At 62.6% G+C, this 20,999-nt stretch carries 18 protein-coding genes; 4 read left to right on the forward strand and 14 right to left on the reverse strand.

Features of this window, described 5'->3' with window-relative positions; translation table 11 throughout:
- Positions 1-14 precede the first annotated feature (14 nt).
- The 6 genes from R8L07_02150 to R8L07_02175 all read right to left on the reverse strand — a co-directional run bounded on the left by R8L07_02150 (position 15) and on the right by R8L07_02175 (position 5,309).
- Positions 15-1,445, reverse strand: a complete 1,431-nt coding sequence (locus R8L07_02150) for an aldehyde dehydrogenase family protein (protein MDW3204318.1) — start codon at positions 1,443-1,445, stop codon at positions 15-17.
- Positions 1,446-1,459: 14 nt separating this feature from the next.
- Positions 1,460-2,353 carry a dihydrodipicolinate synthase family protein gene (locus R8L07_02155; protein MDW3204319.1) on the reverse strand — a complete coding sequence of 298 codons (894 nt, stop codon included), beginning with the start codon at positions 2,351-2,353 and terminating at the stop codon, positions 1,460-1,462.
- Between the two features lie 32 nt (positions 2,354-2,385).
- On the reverse strand, positions 2,386-3,108 hold the full coding sequence (locus R8L07_02160) for an amino acid ABC transporter ATP-binding protein (GenBank protein MDW3204320.1): 723 nt from the start codon (positions 3,106-3,108) through the stop codon (positions 2,386-2,388).
- Entirely contained in the window at positions 3,105-3,767 is a 663-nt protein-coding gene (locus R8L07_02165; GenBank protein MDW3204321.1) for an amino acid ABC transporter permease, read from the reverse strand. Before R8L07_02165 ends, R8L07_02160 begins: the two co-directional genes overlap by 4 nt.
- Before the next feature lie 14 nt (positions 3,768-3,781).
- Positions 3,782-4,441 carry an amino acid ABC transporter permease gene (locus R8L07_02170; protein ID MDW3204322.1) on the reverse strand — a complete coding sequence of 220 codons (660 nt, stop codon included), beginning with the start codon at positions 4,439-4,441 and terminating at the stop codon, positions 3,782-3,784.
- Positions 4,442-4,505: 64 nt separating this feature from the next.
- On the reverse strand, positions 4,506-5,309 hold the full coding sequence (locus R8L07_02175; GenBank protein ID MDW3204323.1) for a transporter substrate-binding domain-containing protein: 804 nt from the start codon (positions 5,307-5,309) through the stop codon (positions 4,506-4,508).
- Positions 5,310-5,460: 151 nt separating this feature from the next.
- Here R8L07_02175 and R8L07_02180 point away from each other — a divergent pair, with 151 nt between their 5' ends.
- Entirely contained in the window at positions 5,461-6,120 is a 660-nt protein-coding gene (locus R8L07_02180; GenBank protein MDW3204324.1) for a GntR family transcriptional regulator, read from the forward strand.
- Positions 6,121-6,141: 21 nt separating this feature from the next.
- Here the strand turns inward: R8L07_02180 and R8L07_02185 are convergent, their stop codons facing one another.
- Positions 6,142-7,236: an aromatic ring-hydroxylating dioxygenase subunit alpha gene (locus R8L07_02185; GenBank protein MDW3204325.1), complete on the reverse strand. Its 1,095-nt coding sequence runs from the start codon at positions 7,234-7,236 to the stop codon at positions 6,142-6,144.
- Entirely contained in the window at positions 7,233-8,150 is a 918-nt protein-coding gene (locus R8L07_02190; GenBank protein MDW3204326.1) for a MurR/RpiR family transcriptional regulator, read from the reverse strand. Before R8L07_02190 ends, R8L07_02185 begins: the two co-directional genes overlap by 4 nt.
- A gap of 72 nt (positions 8,151-8,222) precedes the next feature.
- Here R8L07_02190 and R8L07_02195 point away from each other — a divergent pair, with 72 nt between their 5' ends.
- Genes R8L07_02195 through R8L07_02205 form a run of 3 tightly spaced genes read left to right on the forward strand, consistent with a single transcriptional unit; the run spans position 8,223 to position 13,085 of the window.
- Positions 8,223-10,685 (forward strand): FAD-dependent oxidoreductase, encoded by a 2,463-nt coding sequence (locus R8L07_02195; GenBank protein MDW3204327.1) that lies wholly within the window; start codon positions 8,223-8,225, stop codon positions 10,683-10,685.
- Positions 10,682-11,794, forward strand: coding sequence for a mandelate racemase/muconate lactonizing enzyme family protein (locus R8L07_02200; GenBank protein MDW3204328.1), 1,113 nt, complete (start codon positions 10,682-10,684; stop codon positions 11,792-11,794). Before R8L07_02195 ends, R8L07_02200 begins: the two co-directional genes overlap by 4 nt.
- 13 nt (positions 11,795-11,807) lie before the next feature.
- Complete coding sequence (locus R8L07_02205) at positions 11,808-13,085, forward strand: aminotransferase class III-fold pyridoxal phosphate-dependent enzyme (GenBank protein MDW3204329.1); 1,278 nt, start codon at positions 11,808-11,810, stop codon at positions 13,083-13,085.
- A gap of 37 nt (positions 13,086-13,122) precedes the next feature.
- On the opposite strand, the gene R8L07_02210 is transcribed toward R8L07_02205, so the two are convergent.
- The 6 genes from R8L07_02210 to R8L07_02235 all read right to left on the reverse strand — a co-directional run bounded on the left by R8L07_02210 (position 13,123) and on the right by R8L07_02235 (position 20,631).
- Positions 13,123-14,286, reverse strand: coding sequence for a 2Fe-2S iron-sulfur cluster-binding protein (locus R8L07_02210; GenBank protein ID MDW3204330.1), 1,164 nt, complete (start codon positions 14,284-14,286; stop codon positions 13,123-13,125).
- Positions 14,283-15,101: an FAD binding domain-containing protein gene (locus R8L07_02215; GenBank protein ID MDW3204331.1), complete on the reverse strand. Its 819-nt coding sequence runs from the start codon at positions 15,099-15,101 to the stop codon at positions 14,283-14,285. Before R8L07_02215 ends, R8L07_02210 begins: the two co-directional genes overlap by 4 nt.
- A complete protein-coding gene (locus R8L07_02220) occupies positions 15,098-17,452 on the reverse strand; it encodes a xanthine dehydrogenase family protein molybdopterin-binding subunit (GenBank protein MDW3204332.1) in 2,355 nt (784 codons plus the stop codon). Before R8L07_02220 ends, R8L07_02215 begins: the two co-directional genes overlap by 4 nt.
- 77 nt (positions 17,453-17,529) lie before the next feature.
- Complete coding sequence (locus R8L07_02225; GenBank protein MDW3204333.1) at positions 17,530-18,633, reverse strand: TRAP transporter substrate-binding protein; 1,104 nt, start codon at positions 18,631-18,633, stop codon at positions 17,530-17,532.
- Positions 18,634-18,722: 89 nt separating this feature from the next.
- Entirely contained in the window at positions 18,723-20,105 is a 1,383-nt protein-coding gene (locus R8L07_02230) for a TRAP transporter large permease subunit (protein ID MDW3204334.1), read from the reverse strand.
- A complete protein-coding gene (locus tag R8L07_02235; protein ID MDW3204335.1) occupies positions 20,098-20,631 on the reverse strand; it encodes a TRAP transporter small permease subunit in 534 nt (177 codons plus the stop codon). Before R8L07_02235 ends, R8L07_02230 begins: the two co-directional genes overlap by 8 nt.
- Between the last annotated feature and the right edge of the window lie 368 nt (positions 20,632-20,999).

The raw sequence follows: 20,999 nt of genomic DNA on the forward strand, positions 1-20,999 counted from the left end.
CATCCTTTTCGCGGCTATGGCTGGGTGTAGGAAGTCTTCACACGGGTGAAGAACTCCGCTGCGTAACGCCCCTGTTCGCGTGGACCGAAACTGGACCCCTTCGTGCCGCCGAACGGTACGTGATAATCAACCCCCGCCGTCGGCAGGTTCACCATGACCATGCCGGCTTGAGACGCCGCCTTGAAATGGGCGGCATGCTTCAGCGATGCCGTGCAGATGCCGGCGGACAGACCGAATTCGGTATCGTTTGCGACGGCAAGGGCTTCGTCATAGTCCCGAACCCGGATGACGCTGGCGACCGGGCCAAAGACCTCCTCCCGATTGATCCGCATGTCATTCGTCGTATCGGTCACCAGGGCTGGCGCCATATAGAAGCCGTCATGCTTCAGGGTCCGCCTCTTTCCGCCCGCTACGGTACCGCCGTCGTCCGCCGCGATTTCCAGATAGCGCAGGTTCTGTTCCATCTGGCGATCATCCACGACCGGACCGATCTGGGTTTCCGCCTCAAGCGCGTGTCCGACCTTCAGAGCTGCCATCCGGTCCGACAGGGCCGCGACGAACCGGTCGTAAATGCCCTCGGTCACGATCAGGCGCGACGACGCCGTGCAACGCTGCCCGGTGGAGAAGAAGGCGCCGTTCAGACTGGCGGCAACGGCGATATCCAGATCCGCGTCATCCAGGACAACCATCGGATTCTTGCCGCCCATCTCGAGCTGCAGTTTCTTCATCGTGACGCCGCAATCGGCGGCAATGGACCGGCCTGTCGCGACGGAGCCGGTGAACGAGATTGCATCGACCTTTGCGCTGTCGATCATCCGCCTTCCGACGACCGAACCTTTGCCGATCACCAGGTTGAAAACCCCATCCGGCAGGCCCGAGCGCGACAGGACCTCCGCCAGGGCATGGGCCGAAGCCGGCACCAGTTCCGCAGGTTTCAGCACGACAGCATTGCCGAAGGCCAGTGCCGGCGCGGTCTTCCAGGCCGGGATGGCGATCGGGAAGTTCCAGGGCGTGATCAGCCCAACCACACCGACCGGCCATCGGGTGACCTCCACCCCGACGCCGGGCCGGACGGAGGCGAGGATGTCCCCTGACTGGCGCAGGGCCTCGCCGGCGAAGAACTTGAATATCTGTCCGGCGCGAGCCGCCTCGCCGATCCCTTCGGCCAGGGTCTTGCCTTCCTCCCGGGAGAGCAACCGGCCAAGTTCCTCCTTTCGGGCCAGAATTTCCGACCCGACGAAATCCAGCACATCGAACCGCTGCTGCGGCGTGCTGGCGGCCCAGACCGACGCCGCGTCACGGGCTGCGTCAATCGCCCGGTCCATATCCCCGGTCTCCGCCTGCGCGGCATGGCCCAGGATGTCGGAAATGTCGGACGGGTTCACATTGGGAATACCGCCACCTGACGCCACCCATTCACCCGCGATGAAACTGCGATAGTCCATCTGACGCCCCCCGGTCAGTATTTCGAGAGATCGGGACGGGTGGCGATGGCATCTCGCACGATCTTTTCGACCCGTTGCCGGTGAGCGCCCCTGAGCGGCTGTCGCGGCATCCTGACATGCTCGGTCGAGCCCAGTTCGATGGCCTCCGCCAGCTTGATCTGCTGCACCAGATAGGTGGAGACATCGAGGTCGAGCAGTGGCCGGAACCAGCGGTAGATTTCCCGTGCCTCATCAATGCGGCCGGCCTGAACCAGGTCGTAAATCTTCACGTTTTCACGGGGGAAGGCCACGACCAGCCCCGCGACCCAGCCGACGGCGCCCATCAGCAGCGCCTCAAGCCCCAGATTGTCGACCCCGGTCAGCACGGAATAACGGTCGCCCAGAAGATTGATGATCTCCGTCGTCCGGCGGATGTCGTCGGAGCTTTCCTTGACCGCCACCATCAGCGGTTCGTCGGCCAGTTCGGCCATTATTTCCGGCGTCACATCGACACGGTAGCCGACCCGATTCGAATAGATCATGACCGGCAGGCCGCCCGCCCGCGCGATGGCGCGCAGGTTCGCGACCGTCTCGTCCCGGTCCGTGTGATAGATCGGGGACGGCACGACCATCAGTCCGTCGGCACCGGCCCTGGCCGCCTTTTCCGCCAGGATGCAGGCCTCCCGAGTGCCGGGTTCCGAAACAGTCATCAGGGCCGGCTTGGCCCCGGTCGCCTGCTTGCAGAGTTTCAGAACCTCGATCCGCTCCTCATGGCTCAGCATATTGCCTTCGCCCAGGGTGCCGCAGGCGATCAGTCCGTGACAGCCGGCCTCCATCTGGTAGCTGAAGCAGCGTTCCATTTCGGCATGATCCAGGGCACCGTCGGCGGTGAACTTCGTCGTGACGGCCGGGATGATTCCCTTCCACATGGTCAGATTCCTTATCTATGAATGGTGGGGGGTTAGCGGACCTTGGCGAGGAACCGCCGGGTCTTGTCGGATTGGGGGTCGCCGAAGATCTGCGACGGCGGACCGATTTCCTCCATCACGCCGTCGTGGAAATAGGCGACCCGGTCCGACACATCGCGCGCGAAGCCCATTTCATGGGTCACGCAGATCATCGTCATGCCCTCGCGGGCCAGCAGGCGCATGGTGTCCAGTACCTCGCCCACCAGTTCCGGATCCAGCGCCGACGTCGCCTCGTCGAACAGCATGTATCCGGGTTCCATCGCCAACGCCCGGGCGATGGCCAGGCGCTGCTGCTGCCCGCCGGAAAGCGCGTTGGGATAGACGTCGCGTTTATCGATCAATCCGACATGTTCAAGCTGACGCTCCGCCACCGTCACGGCATCGGCCCGCGTCAGCTTGCGAACGATCCGGGGGGCCAGGGCCACGTTCTCAAGTACAGTCAGGTGCGGGAAGCTGTTCCATTGCTGAAAGACCATCCCCAGATTCTGGCGCAGGGTGTTGAGGTCGGTCCCTTTGGCGTGCACATCCACGCCGTCCACGGTGATCCGCCCGTCCTGGATCGCCTCCAGTCCGTTGATGCAGTACAGCAGGGTCGACTTGCCGGAGCCGGACGCGCCGATGACGCTCAGCACTTCCCCCCTGGTCACGGTCAGGTCGATGCCCTTCAGAACCTCCAGCGGACCGAAACTCTTGCGCAGGCCTTCGATCTGAATCATTGGCTCCACCTCTCTTCAAGCCGCGCGGCATAGCGCGATACGGGATAGGACAGGGCGAAGTAGAACGCGCCCGCCAGGGTGAGGATCAGGAACGGTTCCTGAGTACGGGTGATCAGGATCTGCGAGGCCTTCAGCAGTTCGACATAGCCCAGCACTGAAACCAGGGCGCTGTCCTTCATGACGCTGAGGGCGACGCCGACCCAGGCGGGCAGCACGGCACGAAGGCCGATGGGCCAGACAACGTGGCGCATATCCTGCCAGTAGCTCATGCCCAGACTGCGCGCCGCCCGCCGCATCGGCTGACCGACCGCTTCGATCCCGCCGCGCGCCACATTGGCCACCAGCGCCGCGGTGTAGACGGTCAACACGATGGCACCGGACAGAAACGGATCGAGCGCAAGGCCGACGATGGGGGCGAAATTGTAGAACAGCACCAGTTGAATGATCAGCGGCACGGACCGGAATACATCCAGCACCGGGGCCAGCACCAGCGCCCCCCACAGCCGGCCCGCGCTCAGCATCCAGCCCAAGCCTGTGCCCAGCACCGTCCCGAAGCCGATTGCGACCGAAGAAATCAACAGGGTCCGGCCCGCCGCCTCCGCCAGGAACAGAAGGTCCTGGGGCTTGAAGCCGGAAAAGAAACTGATTGTCGGTTCCATGTTCTGTCCCCCCTTCAGTACCGAAACAGGCGATGGGAGAGCAGCCGCGCCGAGCCGAGAATGAGCTTCACGATCGCGTAATAGATCACCGCCGTAATCGCGAAATATTCGAAGATCCGGAAGGTCCTGGAGGCGGAGAACTGGGTTTCCCCCGTCAGTTCCCGGAACCCGACCAGCATGCCGAGCGACGACATCAGGACGGCCCAGACCATCTGGTTGGTCATCGGGTGATAGACGATGCGCAGGACCTGAGGGATGACGATGCGGGTATAGGTCTGGATCGCCGTCATGCCGAGACTGCGGGCCGCGCGAAGTTGGGTCGTCGGGATTGCCTGGATGCCACCGCGGAAATTCTCCGCCAGATAGCCGGCATTGTTAAAGCTGAGCGCCGACAGCACGATCATGTAGGGGCTGAGGTGCAGCCCGAACGCCCCGAGCCCGAAGCCGAAGAAGAACAGCTGGAACAGGGCTGGCGTGTTGCGGGCCAGCTCGATCCAGACGCCTGCAACCCGGCAAGGCAGCCCGTGGGTGTATGTCCGCAGCAGTGCCAAAGTCAGGCCGAAGGCAATGCCCAACAGCATCGACAGAACCGCGACCTCCAGTGTCAGCAAGCCCGCACTGAGCAGTTGCGACAGGTCCCGAAAGACCGGTCGCCAGTGAAATGTATAATCCATGGGAAATTCCTAGGCCGGTCGCGGCCGGCGCCATCCCTGCGGGATGCGCCGACCGGACATGGCGTCAGTACATCACGCCGGGAATGCGAAGTTCCGGCGCATCACCGCCGACATACTGCCCCCAGAGTTCCGCATAACGGCCCGACCGCACCTGGTGGGTAACGAAGAGGTTGAGGTAGTTGATCCAGGACACGTCCTTGCGCGGACCGACGACCGACGTGTAGTCCGTGGTCCACGGCATGCGCGGCCCGGCAATGACATTGTCGTACTGTTCCGTTACCGGCCGAACGGCAGTGTTGGTGGTGATACCGACATCGGCCTTGCCCTGAGCAACCGCCAGGAAGACCTCGTTTTCGGACTGATAGCCCTGATACAGGTCTTCCGTGCCCCATTCCCGGGCGTATTTCAGGAATTCCTGTTCCGGCACGGTTCCGACGGCGGCAGCGACCTTCTTCCCCTTCAGGTCCTCGAAGCTCTCGACACCGCTATCAGCCCCGACCACCGCCTGCGCGTAATAGATCGCGTACGGAATGGTGAATCCGACCGTCTTGGCCCGCTCCAGCGAATCCGAGGTGGCGCCGAATACGACATCGGCACGATTGGTAACGATCACCGGGAGGCGTTCCGCCCAGGTAACCGGCAGGATCTCGGCATCGACATCCAGGGCTTTCGCCAGATCGCGGCAATACTCCACGTCGAACCCGGCCGGTTCATTGTTCCCGTCGCGATAGCCGATCGGCGGGAAGTCCAGCACCACGCCGCAGCGCAGCGTTCCCGCATTGATCACGTCATCCAGCTTGTCGGCCTGCGCCGGCAGCGCGACACCCAACATCAAGGCGCCCGCCAGCGCCAGTTTCCCGAACTTCATCGATTTCCTCCCTGATTTAGGTCTTTACGCGAGGTTCCCCCTCGAACGGCAAAATGGATAACGTATATTGGATCCAATATGCAATATAAAAATCTGGAAGGGGCGACGCGAATTTGCGAGTCTGGATTTCCGGCAATTGGAGGACAGCGTGCTGAAACTGGGTACAGTCGACATCGCACAGACCGCATCGGCGTCGACCATCGTGTTCGAAGCCCTGCGAAAGGCGATCATCGAAGGCGATCTGAAGGACGGCGAGCCGTTGCGTCAGGATGAGGTTGCACGCCTGTTCAACACCAGCCGCATCCCGGTTCGCGAAGCGATCACCCGCCTGGAACAGTTGGGACTGGTTCGGACCCAGCGCTACAAGGGTGCTGTCGTCGCCCAGCTATCGGCGGATGAGGCGAGCGAGATCTTCGACTTCCGCGCCCTGGTCGAAGGCGAGGTGATCCGCACGGCCGTGCCTCAGATGCGTCCCGAATCCCTGGCCTATGCCCGCGAATGCTGCGAGAGCTTCTACAAATCCGACGATCCGATGGACTGGGGAGATCTGAACCGGGCCTTCCATCGCGCCTTGTATCAGGATTGCGCCCTGCCCTATCACCTGAGCGTGGTCGACAACAGCCTGGACCGGATCGACCGGTACCTTCGTGCACAGCTCATGCTCAGCGACGGCATGGAACGGGCCAACCGCGAACATCTCGCCATCCTGGAAGCCTGTCAGCGCGGCGACGCGGACCGCGCGGCGGAACTGACCCGCGCCCATGTCAGGGGCGCCAAGGAAAGCCTGATGGACAAGCTTGCGTCGCGCTGACCTGACAAGGCCGCCTCCCGCTCAGATCTGAGACACAGCCTCGCGCATCCAGCCCTGCAGGACGCCGATGGAATGTTCCGAATTCACTCCGCCTTCCGGCGTGATGACCAGCGGCCCCGGCCGATAGCCGCGGCTTTGCAGCCCCTGCTGTACGGATTCCACCAGTCGGATGTCCTCTTCCACCGTCGTGGCACGATCCTGCTGGGCGAGACGTTCGACGACCTCCGAATCATACCCACCCTCGGTGAACCAGCCGCGCCAGACCGTGACCTGGTCATGACTGTCGGTCCGCCAGTGATAGGTGTTCAGCACATTGCCCGGATAGACCTGAAACGAGAATAGTGGCCACAGGAACCAGGACCGGTACTCGCCGGCATGATCGTTGGCGCTCAGGTCGATCGGATAGCTCATGGATTCTAGACCGGAACACTCTGTCGTATGGCGCAGGACGTATCCCGGCCTGCGCTGAATGTCATAGGTCTCCGGCTTGACCACGCCGGTCGAAAAGGTCGGGTGGTTCAGGCTGCAGTGATAGCATTCGGAATAGTTCTCGACCGAGACCTTCCAATTGCAGTTCTCCGGAACATCGACCCAGTTGACCGGCTGAAGGTCGTCGATCTGGGGAACATATTCCCGTAACTCCTCGCGGACACCGGGATACCAGACATCCATCGGCTCCGCATCGGGATCAAGATTGACGAAAACGAACCCGTTGAAGATTTCCAGCCGCACCTCAGTCAGACAGATCGCCGATTTGTCGAATCCGGCGACCTTGTTGATATTGTTGCCACCGCGCAGCCCACCGGTCAGATCATAGGTCCAGGCGTGATATGGACAGACGATCATGCGCGTCGTGCCCTGCCCCTGAACCAGTTGATGCGCACGGTGCTGACAGACGTTGTAGAAACACCGCAACTCCCCGTCCCGCCCCCGAATACAGAACAGGTTCTCGCCGGCGATCCGGAAGGTGAAGTAGTCGCCGGTCCGGGCAACTTCAGACACATGGCCGGCGAACTGCCAGGTGCGGGACAACAGACCGGCGCGTTCCTGACGAAAGATTTCCGGGTCGGTATAGTATCGGGCTTCGAGGCTGCGCAGCGGGACGGCGTCGTTCATTTGCGGGTTCCATCGTCTGAAACATACAGGCCCAGCCGGTGTCGGCGGGCGTGGAAGGTATCAATCCGCTCGATGACCTCCGGTTTCGCATCGGCAATGACGAAGGCCATCAGGGTTTCCAGAAGTGCGATGATCGAAACCGAGGACGGGAAGAATTGCGGCGTGTCGGCGGACACGACGAACCCGTGCTCGGACCCGATGATGATCGGCGACGCGGCGCTGTCGGACAGTCCGACAATGGTGACGCCCTGTTCCCGCGCAATCGTAACGGCCTCGACGATTTCCTGGCGATAGGGCTTGCAGGTCATGGCGATCAGTACGTCGCCCTTTCCGGCCCCGGCGAGATCGTCGACCGCGACATTTCCTGGGCGGGGAATCGCCTCGATCTTGCCGACGGCCATATCGGCCAGATAGGCGAAGTTTCGGGCGTTCGAATGGTTCACCCCGACACCCAGCACATAGGTCCGGCGCGCCGCAACGATGGCATCCGCCGCCGCCTTGATCTCCGCCTCGCTGGTCGCGGCAAAGGTCTCCTCAATGTTCCGCAGGGCACTTTCCGCCATATCGGAGAACAGCGCGCCGAGCTGCCCATTGGCGCTCAACGCTTGCAGCCAGCGCGCCCGGTCCGGGAAACTGGCATTGCCGCGCCGGATCTCCTCCCGGAACGGCTCGCGGAACTCGTCATAACCTTCGAATCCGAAGGACCGGGCCAAACGGACGAAGGTGTTCGGCTTCACATCGGCCGCCTGGGCAATTTCCCGGATCGAGCTGACTCCGACATCGTTTGGATTCTCGATGACATAGGTCGCAGCCTTGCGCGCCTCCGGCGACAGGGTGTCGAGCCCCTTGGCGAGCGCTTCCAGCACCGCGGCGGGGTCCCTTAGATCGGAATATGGTACATTTGTATCAGTCATGATTGACGATGGTAAAAATGTTTGCTTATCGTGTCCACAGAAATCGCGAACGGGATTTGAGGAGCCATCCCCATGTCGGACAAGAAGCTGCCGGAGACGGCGCGCGTGGTGATCGTCGGCGGCGGCGTCATGGGCTGCGGCCTGGCCTATCACCTGGCCCATGAGGGCTGGACCGATGTCGTCCTGCTGGAAAAGGCGGAGCTGACCAGCGGATCGACCTGGCACGCAGCGGGCCAGATCACCTATTCGACATCCAGCTTCGGTCTCGGCAAATGCGTCGACTACAATGTCGGGCTCTATGCCGGAAAGCTGGAGGAAGAGACCGGTCAGTCGGTCACCTGGCACGGCTGCGGCTCGTTCCGGCTGGCCTATACCGAGGACGAGATGGATTGGCTCCGCCACACGCTGTCCGTCGGGCGGGCCCTGGGCTTCAACATTGAGCTGGTCGGAAAGGACCATATCCGCCGGCATCATCCCTTCTATAATCTCGACGGTGTATTGGGCGCCCTCCACACGCCCGATGACGGCCATGTCGACCCGTCCGGTGTGACTCAGGCGATGGCGACCGGTGCACGGCAACTGGGCGTAAAGATCATCCGCCGCTGCCGCGCGACGAACATCACGCAACTTCCCAGCGGCGAGTGGCAGGTCGACACCGAGCAGGGCACGATTCGCTGTGAGCATGTCGTGAATGCGGGTGGGACCTATGCCCGCCAGATGGGCGAATGGTCCGGGCTGCAATTGCCCATGACCTCCATGACCCATCATTACTTCGTCACCGACACCGTGCCGGAATTCCTGGAACTCGACCACGAACTGCCGGTCATTCGCGATGACCGCGAAGTGTCCGGCTACATTCGGATGGAGCAGAAATCGGGCCTGATCGGAATCTATGAGAAAGAGAACCCGAATACCGTCTGGGAGGATCATTGCCCCTGGGAGGCGGAAAACGAGCTGTTCGACGCCGACTACGACCGGGTCATGCCCTGGTTGGAAAATGCACTGGAACGCATGCCGATCTTTGCCGAACTGGGCATCAAGCGGGAAGTCCACGGCGCCATCAGCCACCCGCCCGACGGCAACCCGCTGATCGGCCCGGCGCCCGGTGTCCGGAACTACTGGTGCTGCTGCGGCACGCAGATCGGTATCGGCTGGGGCCCCGGACTGACACGGGAACTGGCGCGCTGGATGGTGCATGGCGCGGCGGACATCTCCATGCGCGAATTCGACCCGCGGCGCTTCGGCGACTACGCGACCAAGGAATGGCAGGTCATCAAGGCGAAGGAAGATTACTGCCTGCGCCACGAAATCCCGTTTCCACATTTCAACCGGCTCGCAGGGCGGCCGATCAAACCGTCCGCCCTTTATGACCGGCTGAAGCAGAAAGGTGCGGTGTTCGAGGAAGTCTACGGCCATGAACGCCCCCGCTGGTTTGCGGCCGAGGGCGTGGAACAGCGCGATCACTACTCCTTCCGCCGAACCGTCGTGCACGACATGGTCGGGGCGGAAGTGAAGGCCGTCCGCGAGCGGGTCGGCATCATGGACATTTCCGCGTTCACCAAGATCGAAGTCTCCGGACCGGATGCGGCCGGCCAGTTGGACCGGTTGATCGCCAACCGGCTGCCGCGCAAGATCGGCGGCATCGCACTGACGCATTTTCTGAACGAGGCGGGTCGGATCGAACTTGAAGCGACCATTGTCCGAATGGAGGAGGATCGCTTCTACCTGGTCTGCGCCGCCTTCTTCGAGCAGCGCCTGCTGGACCATCTGGCCCGCCATGCCGGGGAGGCCGACCTGACCGTCCGGAACCTGTCAGCGGACTGGAATGCGCTGGCCCTGAATGGCCCGAAAGCCCGCGATGTCCTGGCGCGCTGCACCGACGCGCCACTCAGCAACGCCGACTTCCCCTGGCTGCAGGCACGCGAGATACCGGTCGCAGGGCAGAGACTCTGGGCGTTCCGCCTGTCTTACGCCGGTGAGTTGGGATGGGAGTTGCATATCCCGCGCGACGCGGCGCTAGCAGTCTATGACGCATTGTGGTCCGCGGGAGAATCCTACGGCATCGCGGATTACGGCTCCTTCGCCATGAATGCGATGCGCATGGAAAAGGGGTTCAAGGGCGCCGGCGAACTGACCAACGAGGTCACACTGCCGGAGGCGGATGTCATGCGTTTCGTGCGCCTGGACAAGGATTTCGTCGGCAAGGCGGCGACAGAGAGAAGCGCCGCCGGAACACTGCCCTGGATTTGCGCTTATCTGGAAATAGAGCCCGACAGCCAGGTCGACGGCCACGGCGGCGAAGCGGTCATGATGGGTGACCGAGTCGTCGGCAGCACCGCATCCGTCGCCTATGGCCATTCCATCGGGAAAATCCTGGCCTTTGCCTATGTAAAGCCGGAAGCCGCAAAACCCGCTCTCGACCTGACCGTTGTGATCCATGGCAAGCCCCGCGCGGCCAGGGTCCTGTCCGCGCCCGCCTATGACCCGGAAAGCCTCCTGCCTCGGGCCGATGCGCTGGAAGCGGCTGCGGAATGAAGTCCGGCATCAAAATAACCGGGCTGTCCGCCTGGATCGTGCCGCTGACCAGCCATGTCGCCTATCACATGGCGTCGGGAAAGAGTTGCGAGACCGTGGAAACGGTCGTGATCCGGCTGCGCATGGATGACGGGCTGGAGGGCTGGGGCGAAGTCTGTCCGATTCCCGGCTACCTGCCGGCCTATGCACGGGGCGTTATCCCGGCATTGTGCGAATTGGCCCCTGTCCTGATCGGGTCGGAACTGACCGGACCGGAAGCGGTCATGGCAAGGTTGGACGCGAAGTTGAAGGGCCATCGCTACGCCAAATCGGCTGTCGACATCGCCCTTTGGGATCTGATGGGTAAAACCGCCGGACAGCCGCTTCATGCCCTGCTGGGCGGTCGACGTGTCCCGGACATGCCGATCTATCACTCGATCAGTTGCCTGCCGCCCGACGACATGGCCCGGATCGCGCGGGATGCCCACGCTACGGGAATCCGACAGTTTCAGGTCAAGCTGGGCGTCGATGCCGACTGGCAAGCCGATGTCGCCCGCTTGCGCCGGGTCCGGGAGACCGTCGGGCCCGGGCCGCTGGTCTACGGCGACTGGAACTGCGGCAGCACCCGGCTGGATGCCATCCGGGTCGGTCGCGCCGTCGCCGATCTGGATATCATGCTGGAACAACCCTGTGAGACGATCGAGGAATGTGCCGCCGTCCGCGACGCGACCGGCCTGCCGCTGAAACTGGACGAGGCAGCGCATGATTCCGCATCGCTGCTGACCGCCTATCGACTGGGTTGCCTGGAAGCCGTCGCGGTCAAGCTGTCGAAATTCGGCGGCGTCAGCGCGGCCCGGCGAGCCCGCGATCTGTGCATGCATCTCGGCGCCAAGATGTGCATTGAGGACACCTGGGGATCCGACATCACGACCGCCGCCGTTCTGCATCTCGGCGCCGCCAGCCCACCGGAACTGGTGATGAATGTCTGCGACCTGTCCCACTATGCCGCGCCGCGTCTGTGTCCCGGCGCCCCGGTTCGGAAGAACGGCCGGATCGCCCCGCCGGAGGGTCCCGGTCTGGGAGTCGAGCCGGATCCGGGCATCCTCGGAACGCCTGTTCTTGAATTGTGAAGGAAGATGAGCCGTGAACAAGCTGCATAGCCAGGCCGAATGGATCGAACGCGCCCGCGCCGTCCTGCCGGGCGGAACCTTCGGCAATTTCCCGCCGGACATCGTGATCCGGGAAGGACGCGGCAGCCGGGTCTGGGACGAGGATGGCAAGGAGTATATCGACTATCTGATCGGGTCGGGCCCGATGCTGTTGGGGCACGGTCATCCCGAGGTCATGGAGGCGGTGCTGGAGCAATTGCCCAGAGGCATGACCTTCTTTGCCAACAATGCGGCGGGCATCGAACTGGCCGAGGCGATCTGCGATGCCGCTGCCTGTGCCGAACAGGTTCGTTACGTCTCCTCCGGCGGTGAGGCGGATATGTACGCCATCCGCCTGGCCCGCGCCTTTACCGGACGCGACAAGATCCTGAAATTCGAAGGCGGTTATCACGGCATGTCGGCGGAAGCGCAGATGAGCCTGGCCCCGGAGCGACTGGTAAACTTCCCGCAGGCCGTGCCGGACAGCGCCGGCATCCCCGAAGGCGTCCGCGCCGAGATGCTGATCGCCCCATTCAACGATATCGACTTCGTCCGGTCCCTGGTGGCGGAGAAAGGCGACGAGATCGCCGCGATCATCGTCGAACCGCTGCAACGGATCGTGCCGCCCCTGCCCGGCTTCCTGCAGGCATTGCGAGATCTGTGCGATGAGTCAGGGATCGTCCTGATCTTCGACGAGATCGTCACCGGATTTCGGCTGGCGTATGGCGGGGCGCAGGAATTCTATGGCGTCACGCCGGATCTGTGCACCTTGGGCAAGATCATCGGCGGCGGCTTCCCCCTTGCCGCCGTGGCGGGACGCCGGGACGTCATGGCGCATTTCGACAAGGAGTCGGTCGGCGCCGACAAATGGCTGATGCAATTGGGCACTCTGTCCGGCAACCCGGTCGCCGCCGTTGCCGGCCTGAAAACCATGGAGATCCTGCGCCGTCCGGGACAGTATGACAGGCTCCGCAGCCTCGGCGAACGGATCATGTCATATGCCGCATCGGCGCTTGATACGGGCGGCATCGACCATCGCCTGGTCGGCGACTCCACCCTGTTCGACATCGTCTTCATCGACCGGGATGTCCGCGACTATCGGGACGTGAAGGCGGCGGACGCCAAGGCCAATGCCCGCTTCAATGCCAGTCTGCGGTCATCGGGCCTGTTCAAATCCGCAGGCAAGCTCTATCCGTCACTCGCCCTTACGGAAGCGGACATGGTCCAGACAGAGGCGGCACTGAAACAAGCGGCGCGGGAACTGGCGGACTGACCCTGGATTCCCGGACGGGATTCCCCGGAACGCAAATTCAGCGACCTGGCAACAGTCGATCCCGCAGGATTCCCCACAGCAGCGACAGAATGTTCAACTGGCTGCCCTCGGATGTCGCCACCTCCTCCCCGGCGAGGTGCCGACCGAGATTCCGGGCAAAGTCCGACGACAGGCGCGAGGTGAAATCCCGAACCAGGCCGGATCGCCCGAACTGGGCCAGCGGTCCGGTCAGTTTGAACCGGACTTCGATGTCGACGGCCGTCCGCTCTTCGGCCTCGGTGCGCAAGGCGTAGGTCAGCCTGCCCTGAACATTGGTTCCACTCTTTCGGTCGGTCCCTTCGCCGGACAGCGTGACACGGCGCGCATTGGCGTCGATCTGCTGGTTGACCGTACCATTGAATCCGGCCGAAATCGGCCCGAAACGGATGGTCAGGCGCCCCTCGATCCGGTCGCCTTCAATCGCGGTGACTTCCGCGCCCGGCATGCAGCGCGCCACGGTCGACACATCGGTCATGACCTCCCAGAGAGCGTTGCGGCGCTGGTCCGCCTTCATCTCGAGAGTCAGGATGGTCCAGCCGTCCTCGTCCACACGCATGACCGGCTTGCTCACCGACGCGGACACTTCGGCCGTGCCCCGAGCACCGCTTTTCGGTTCCGCGACCTCGAAGCAGGGAGGCGGCGCGTCGGGCGCCGGTCGTACGAGTGGCCTGACCGAGGACTGGCAGGCTTTCGTATGCGACTTCGTCTCGGACACGACATCCGATATCGCTTCGACAATACCCTGATAGCCGGTGCACCGACATATGTTTCCGCTCAACGCATGACGGATACGGGACTCGTCCGGTGTGTCGAGACGGTTCACGATGTCGCGCGCCGTGACGAGCATGCCCGGCGTGCAGAACCCGCATTGCAGTCCGTGCCGTTCGGAAAATGCCTTACGCAGCTTGCTCATCGTCTGATCGTCGTCGAACCCTTCGACCGTCCGGATGTCGGCTCCGTCGCAGGCCGCTGCCAGGGCAATGCAGGAACGCCCCGGCTGTCCGTCGATCATGATCGTACAGGCGCCGCAAACGCCCTGTTCGCACCCCAGATGCGTTCCGGTCAGGCCGAGGTGACCGCGCAGGAAGTCGGCGAGATGTGTCCTGGGCTCGACGGAACCGCTTACCGGCTGCCCGTTCACGGTGAGGGTTATCGATTTCATGACGGATAGACCTGCTGGATCGCGCGCCGCAGCGCGACTTCATGTTGGCGGTGCGAAACCGGGGTGGCGTCGGGCAAGGCCGCACGCACCGTTTCGGATAGTTTGGACAGGGCCTTTCCCCCCTCCTTCGCAAGCTGTCGGGAGAAGCCATCCAGAACGACCGGGGCGCCATCGGTCGCCCCCATGACAACGCGGCAGTAGCGCTGCTCCGGATCGACGACCAGCGCGCCGATTGCCTCGGCGAACTCACCCACCTTGCGGCAAATCTTGTAGTAGCCCCAGCGGACCATATCCGATCGCTTCGGAATGCGGACGGCCTCGATGATTTCGCCGTCGCGCAGGGCGGTGGTGAACGCGCCCTGCATGAAGTCGGTCATCGCCACTTCGCGGCTGCCTTCGGCGTTGCGCAGGGTCAGAACGGCGTCGAGCGTGGTCAGCGTCGTCACCCAATCCGCCGCCGGATCTGCATGGGCCAGCGATCCGCCGATCGTGCCACGGGTCCGGACCGCACGGTGGGCGATGCCCCCGGCGACATAACGCATCATACCGCCTGCCGGGTCCGGAACCTTGCCGTCTTCGAATTCAGCGTGGCGCAGGGCGGCCCCGAGCGTAAGGGCATTCGTCCCGTCCTCGATGCGGCGCAAAGCCTCCGTCCCGGCCAGCCCGACCAGGCCGGTGGGCCGAACAAGTCGCAGATTCAGCATCGGGCCCAGGGACTGACCACCGGAAATCACCTTGATATCGGTGCTCGACAGCTGGGACAGGGCATGATCGACGGTTTCCGCGGCAGCATAGTCGAAGTCGACGGGTTTCATGCCACGGCCTCCGCGACGGATTTCGTCTCGGCCTGGATCAGGGCCTCAAGGATTCTTTCCGGGGTTGCCGGAATTCGCGTCAGTTCGACCCCTCGTTCCTTCAATGCGTCGTTGATCGCATTGACGATGGCGCCCGGCGGCGCGATGGCACCGCCTTCGCCGACCCCCTTCATGCCATGGGCGGAATAGGGGGACGGGCTTTCCATATGTCCCACCTTCATCCGCGGAATCTCGAAGGCGCCGGGCAGGGTATAGTCCTGAAGCGTGGACGCCAGCGGCTGCCCCTGGACGTCGTAGGGAGATTCCTCGAACAGGGCTGTACCGATGCCCTGGACTGCGCCGCCGATCAACTGGCCGTCGACGATCATCGGGTTCACCATGCGCCCGCAATCGTCCACGACGGCATAGTCGAGAAGTTCGACCTGCCCGGTCTCGTCATCCACCGCGACGACGGCAGCATGGGTCGAATAGGTGAAGACGCCGCTGTCGACCTTCGGCTTGTAGCCTTCGGTGACTTCCAGCCCCATTGTGTCGACATTGTCGGGAAGCTGTTCAGGGCGCAGATACCAGGCCTTGCCGACATCGGCGAAGCTGATGCTGGCATTCCCGGAACAGATGGCGCCGTCCTTCAATTCGACACTGTCTTCGGAACACTGCATCAGATGCGCCGCGATCCGCCGGATGCGCCGGGCCAATTCGACGCTGGCACGGGACACCGCCCCACCGGCCATGACCATGCCGCGCGACGCATATGCCCCGGTCGAATAAGGAGTAGAGGCCGTGTCGCCCAGGGTCACGCGCACCGAATCGAAGGCAATGCCCAACTCCTCCACCGCGACCTGGGACAGGGTTGTTTCCAGCCCCTGCCCGATCGTGTGGATTCCGGCCCGGATTTCCAGGCTGCCATCCGGGGTCAGGCGCACGGTCGCCTGTTCATAGCCGGGCACCAGCGGGATACCCCAGCTGGCGAAGACCTTGGTGCCGTGAGCCGATTGCTCGGTGAAGGTGGAAAAGCCGACACCGATCCGGCGGCCATCCGGCTCACCGGCGGCCTGCCGCTTCCGCACGCCGGCCACATCGATCAGCTCCGCGGCCATGCGCAGCGATTCCGGATAATCGCCGCTGTCATAGTGCTTTCCGGTCACGTTCGTGTAGGGCATCTGCGCTGCCTGGACGAGGTTCTCGGCACGCACATCCATCGGATCACGGCCCACTTCGCGGGCAATGGCATCGATCATCAGTTCGATCGCGAAACACACGCCGGGCCGTGCAACGCCGCGATAGGGTGTGAAAGGCGGCTTGTTTGTGGCCACTGAAAACGTCTTGCAGCGATAGACATTGAAATCATACGGGCCCGGCAGGTTACCACCGGCCTGCGCGGCCTCCAGGCAGGCCGTGAATGGCCAGACCGAATAGGCGCCGACGCTGACCGTTACTTCGGCGTCAAGGCCGAGCAACCGGCCGCGTTCATCCGCATAGGCGGTCAGCTTGTAATGATGTTCGCGGGAATTCGCCCCGGCGGTGAGATGCTCGCGTCGGTCCTCGATCCAGCGGAACGGCCGGCGCAGCGTCATCGCAAGCCAGGCGACGCAGATTTCTTCCGGCTGCAATACGCATTTGTATCCGAAACCGCCGCCGACATCCGGGGGAATGACCCTGATCTTCGCCTGATCCAGCCCCAGCGTCTCGGAGAGGCCGGTCCGGATCATGTGCGGCACCTGGGTGGAGGTATAGACGACCAGCTGACCGGCCTGGAAATCCCAATAGGCCAGAACACCCTTGCCTTCCATCGGGTGCATGCATTGCCGACCGGTGTTCAGTTCGCGCGAAACCTTGACCGGCGCAGTCCTGGCCAGCGCGTCGATATCACCATTCACGGCGGTCGTCAGGAAGAGGTTGTCGCCCCAATCATCATGCACCAGCGGGGAATCCGGGCTACGAGCGGCGAGACTGTCCACCACGGCGGGCAGCTCCTCGATTTCGAGATCGACCGCCTCTGCCACATCCTCCGCTTCCGCACGGGTCGGCGCGATGCACATCGCGATACATTCCCCGACGAAACGGACCTTGTCGGTCGCCAGTGCCGGATAGTCGGAGGTCTTGAAACCGGGGATGCCGGAATTCGCGACGATCGGATTGACGCCGGTCAGGTCGGCTGCGGTGAAGACACGATCTTCCATACCCGTTGGCTTGGTGATCCTGCGGATTTTGCCATGCGCAATGGCGCTGCGCCGAAAGGCCACGTCCGACAGGCCCGGCATCGCGATATCGGAGACAAATCGGCCCCGCCCATGAAGATGCCGTTCGTCTTCCTTGCGGATAACCCGCGCGCCGATCCCGTCTTTTACCATTTCAAAACTCTCTTAATTCAGAAGAAGCGTGAGCCGGCATCACGCGTACACGCGATGCCGGCTTCACAAACACCCGATCAGAGCCCGTAGGGGAAGTCCAGACCGCGCGCCTTCATGAACGCCAGTTCCGACGCATTGGTGTACGACATCACCTGTTTCCGGAAGGTCATCAGGCTGGTGTACACTTCCTTGCTCAACTCATCCGCCTCGCCGGCTTCGGCGATGACTTTGCCGGCCACATGACCCAGCGTCGTCAGCGTCGCCTCATCGAGGAACTTCATCTCGATGCCGTGCTCATCCCGCAGCGTGTTGTAGGCCTGCGCGTTCTTGGCAACGAATTCAGACAGAACCACGCTGTTCGCGGTTTCATTCGCCATCTGCACGATCGCCTTCAGGTCGTCCGGCAGATCGTCCCAGGCCTGCTTGTTGATGAAGCAATCCAGAACGCCGCACGGCTCCATCCAGCCGGGCCAGTAGCAGAACTTCGCGACCTTGTGCAGGCCGAACGCCATATCGTTGAAGGGTCCGACGAAATCGGCACCGTCAATGGCGTTGGTCTGTAGGCCCTGGGGGACTTCACCCAGCGGCATCTGAACCGGCGTCGCGCCGATTTCGCGCAGAACCTTCGCGCCCAGACCGCCGGATCGGATCTTCATGCCCTTGTAGTCGTCGATGCTGTTGATTTCCTTGTTGAACCAACCGGCCGACTGCACCGAGGTATTGCCGCTGGGCAGGAACTTCACACCCATTTCGCCGTAAATCTTGTCGGCGATTTCCTGACCACCGCCGAAGCGGAACCAGGCATTCTGTTCCTGGGTGGTGATGCCGAAGGGCAGCGGGGTGAAGAACTGCACCGCCGGCAGTTTGCCCGCCCAGTAGGCCGGATAACCATGACCCATTTCCAGGCCACCGTCGGCGACCGCATCCATCAGCTGCAGCGGCGGGGCGATTTCACCGGCACCGTAGAGCTTGATCGACAGCTTCCCGCCGGAGGCCTTTTCGACCATCTCAGACACCATCTTCGCGCCGGTCCACAGCAGCGGCGAGTTCTCCCGCCATGTGGCCTGCATGCGCCACTGGATCTTGCCCTGGGAAATGGCCGGGGTCGACAAGGCCGTCGCCGCCACACCGCCGGCGCCCAAAGCACCTGCGGCCTTAAAGAATTGTCTGCGCTTCATCATTGTCTCCTCGTTCTCCTGTTCAGTCGGGGCGAACGCCCCCTCACCTTCTCCTGACCCGTCTCCGCCCTGGAGGCATTTCGCATGAATAATCAGAAGAGAAGTTTCGGTAGCCAGGTCGCGATGGACGGGAACATCCAGATCACGGCGATGGCCAGTATTTGAATGGCGACAAAGGGAATGACGCCGCGATAGATCGCCGGCCCGCTCAGACCCTGAGCGACACCTTGCAGATAGAAGATGGCGAAGCCGAAGGGGGGCGTCAGATAGCTGGTCTGCAGGACGATCGCCATGGCGACACCAAGCCAGATCGGGTCGACTCCCATGATGATCAGGATCGGCGCGAAGATCGGCACCACGATGAAGATGATCTCGAACGTGTCGATCATGAAGCCCAGCAGGAACATGATGAACAGCACGAAGATCGTGGCCCCGAGCGCACCGCCGGGCAGGTCCGCCACAAAGTCGCGGACGACGTCGTCCCCGCCCAGCCCGCGGAAGACCAGCGAGAAGATCGTCGCGCCCAGCAGGATCGCGAAGATCATGTTGCTGATCATCAGCGTCGATTTGGAAATGTCGAACAGCAGGGCGCGGTTGAAACGGCCCTTGAGCACCCCCAGAAGGCAGGCACCGACCGCACCGACGGCAGCAGATTCGGTAGCCGTGGCAATTCCCGTCAGGATCGAGCCCAGGACCAGGATGATCAGGACCATCGGCGGGATAACCGCGCGCAGCATCCGGCGCCCCAGAGAGCGGCGTTCCTCCTCGGACATGATGAGCGGAGGGCATGCCTTGGGATTGAGTGCGGCGCGTATCAATAGCCAGACGATATAGAACCCGACCAGCAGCAGCCCGGGCAGCAATGCCGCCGAGAACAGATCCGTGATCGTGACCTGGGCACCGTCGAACCGACCCAGTTCCAGATTGGCCTGGGTATTCGCGTTCTGCAGCATGATGCCGAGAAGGATCAGGACCGTCGACGGCGGGATGAGCTGCGCCATCGTGCCGGATGCGCAGATGATTCCGCCGGCCAGACTGGGATCGTATTTTGCGCGCATCATGGCCGGCAGGCTGATGAGCCCCATTGTTACCACGGTGGCGCCGACAATGCCGGTGGACGCCGCCAGCAACGCACCGACGATGATGACGGAAATCCCCAGCCCGCCGCGCATGCGGCCGAAGGCCTGCCCCATGGTAAGCAGCAGATCTTCCGCAATCTTGGACCGCTCCAGAACCACGCCCATGAAGACGAACAATGGCACCGCCACCAGGGTCTCGTCGGTCATCAGGCTCACGAACCTGCCCAGTATCGAGGACGTCATGCCCCACACGAACAGATCGAACTGCGACCCGATCAGTGCGAAGAGGATCGAGACGCCGGCCAGCCCGAAGGCAACCGGGAACCCGGTCAGCAGCACGGCGAAGGTCGCCACGAAGAACAGCAGGATGAAGAGGGCGTGCATGTCCTCAGCCATGATTCGACGCCCCCTTCTCGTCGGCAGATCGCAACAGATGGATCGCGCGGATCAGGTCTGAGAGCCCCTGCAGCGAGACCAGGACACAGAAGGCCGGCACGGCCGCCTTCATCACATACATGAACGGCAGCCCGTCGATGGACGGCGACATTTCCAGACTGAGGATCGATCGCAGCACCGCATTCCAGGACGCGGTTCCAATCACGTACATCGCCGGCCAGAGCAGACACAGGACGCCGAACACCGTCACGACGGCGCGCCCACGCTCGGTTAACCGAGTATAGAGCACGTCCACCCGGACATGCTTGTTTTCGATCATCAGATAGGACGCGCCCAGCGTGATCACGAGACCATTGAGCCAGACGAAGCTTTCCGAGAGCCACGGGAAGCCGAGCTGAAACCCGTATCTGAGAACGACGACCGATCCGCCCAGCAGCACGATCACCGGCAGACACAGGATCATCAGATAGCCGATCATCCGACCCATCCCGTCGATCCGGTCGGCAAGCCACAGCGCCGCCGCCATCAGACGGCCCTTCCGCGGCAGGCAATCACGGGCGCATCGATGCGCACACGTCCCGTAGGTGAGAACAATTTCATTCCCTCGGTCCCCAGACTTCTATCCCTCAACCAACCGGCTTCGCCGATCTTAGCTTTATTAATAAGCAGTATACTGAGGTTTTTTTCGGTGTCAATCAGACGAAACAGAACCGCCAAATTCATCATTTTTCAACGAAAAATCAGATATTTATAGATTCCACATAAAAACAACACTGCTTCTTAGCGGTTTAAAATGTGTTGAATTATGAGAGATACCTCACATATACCTGCGCCCAGAATCGGGGATGGCCCGACAAACGCTTGCGGCAAAGAACGCCGTTTGCGAGTGTTTTC

It is taken from the genome of Alphaproteobacteria bacterium (assembly GCA_033344895.1).
In the GTDB taxonomy this organism is placed as follows: Bacteria; Pseudomonadota; Alphaproteobacteria; order UBA8366; family Aestuariispiraceae; genus Pacificispira.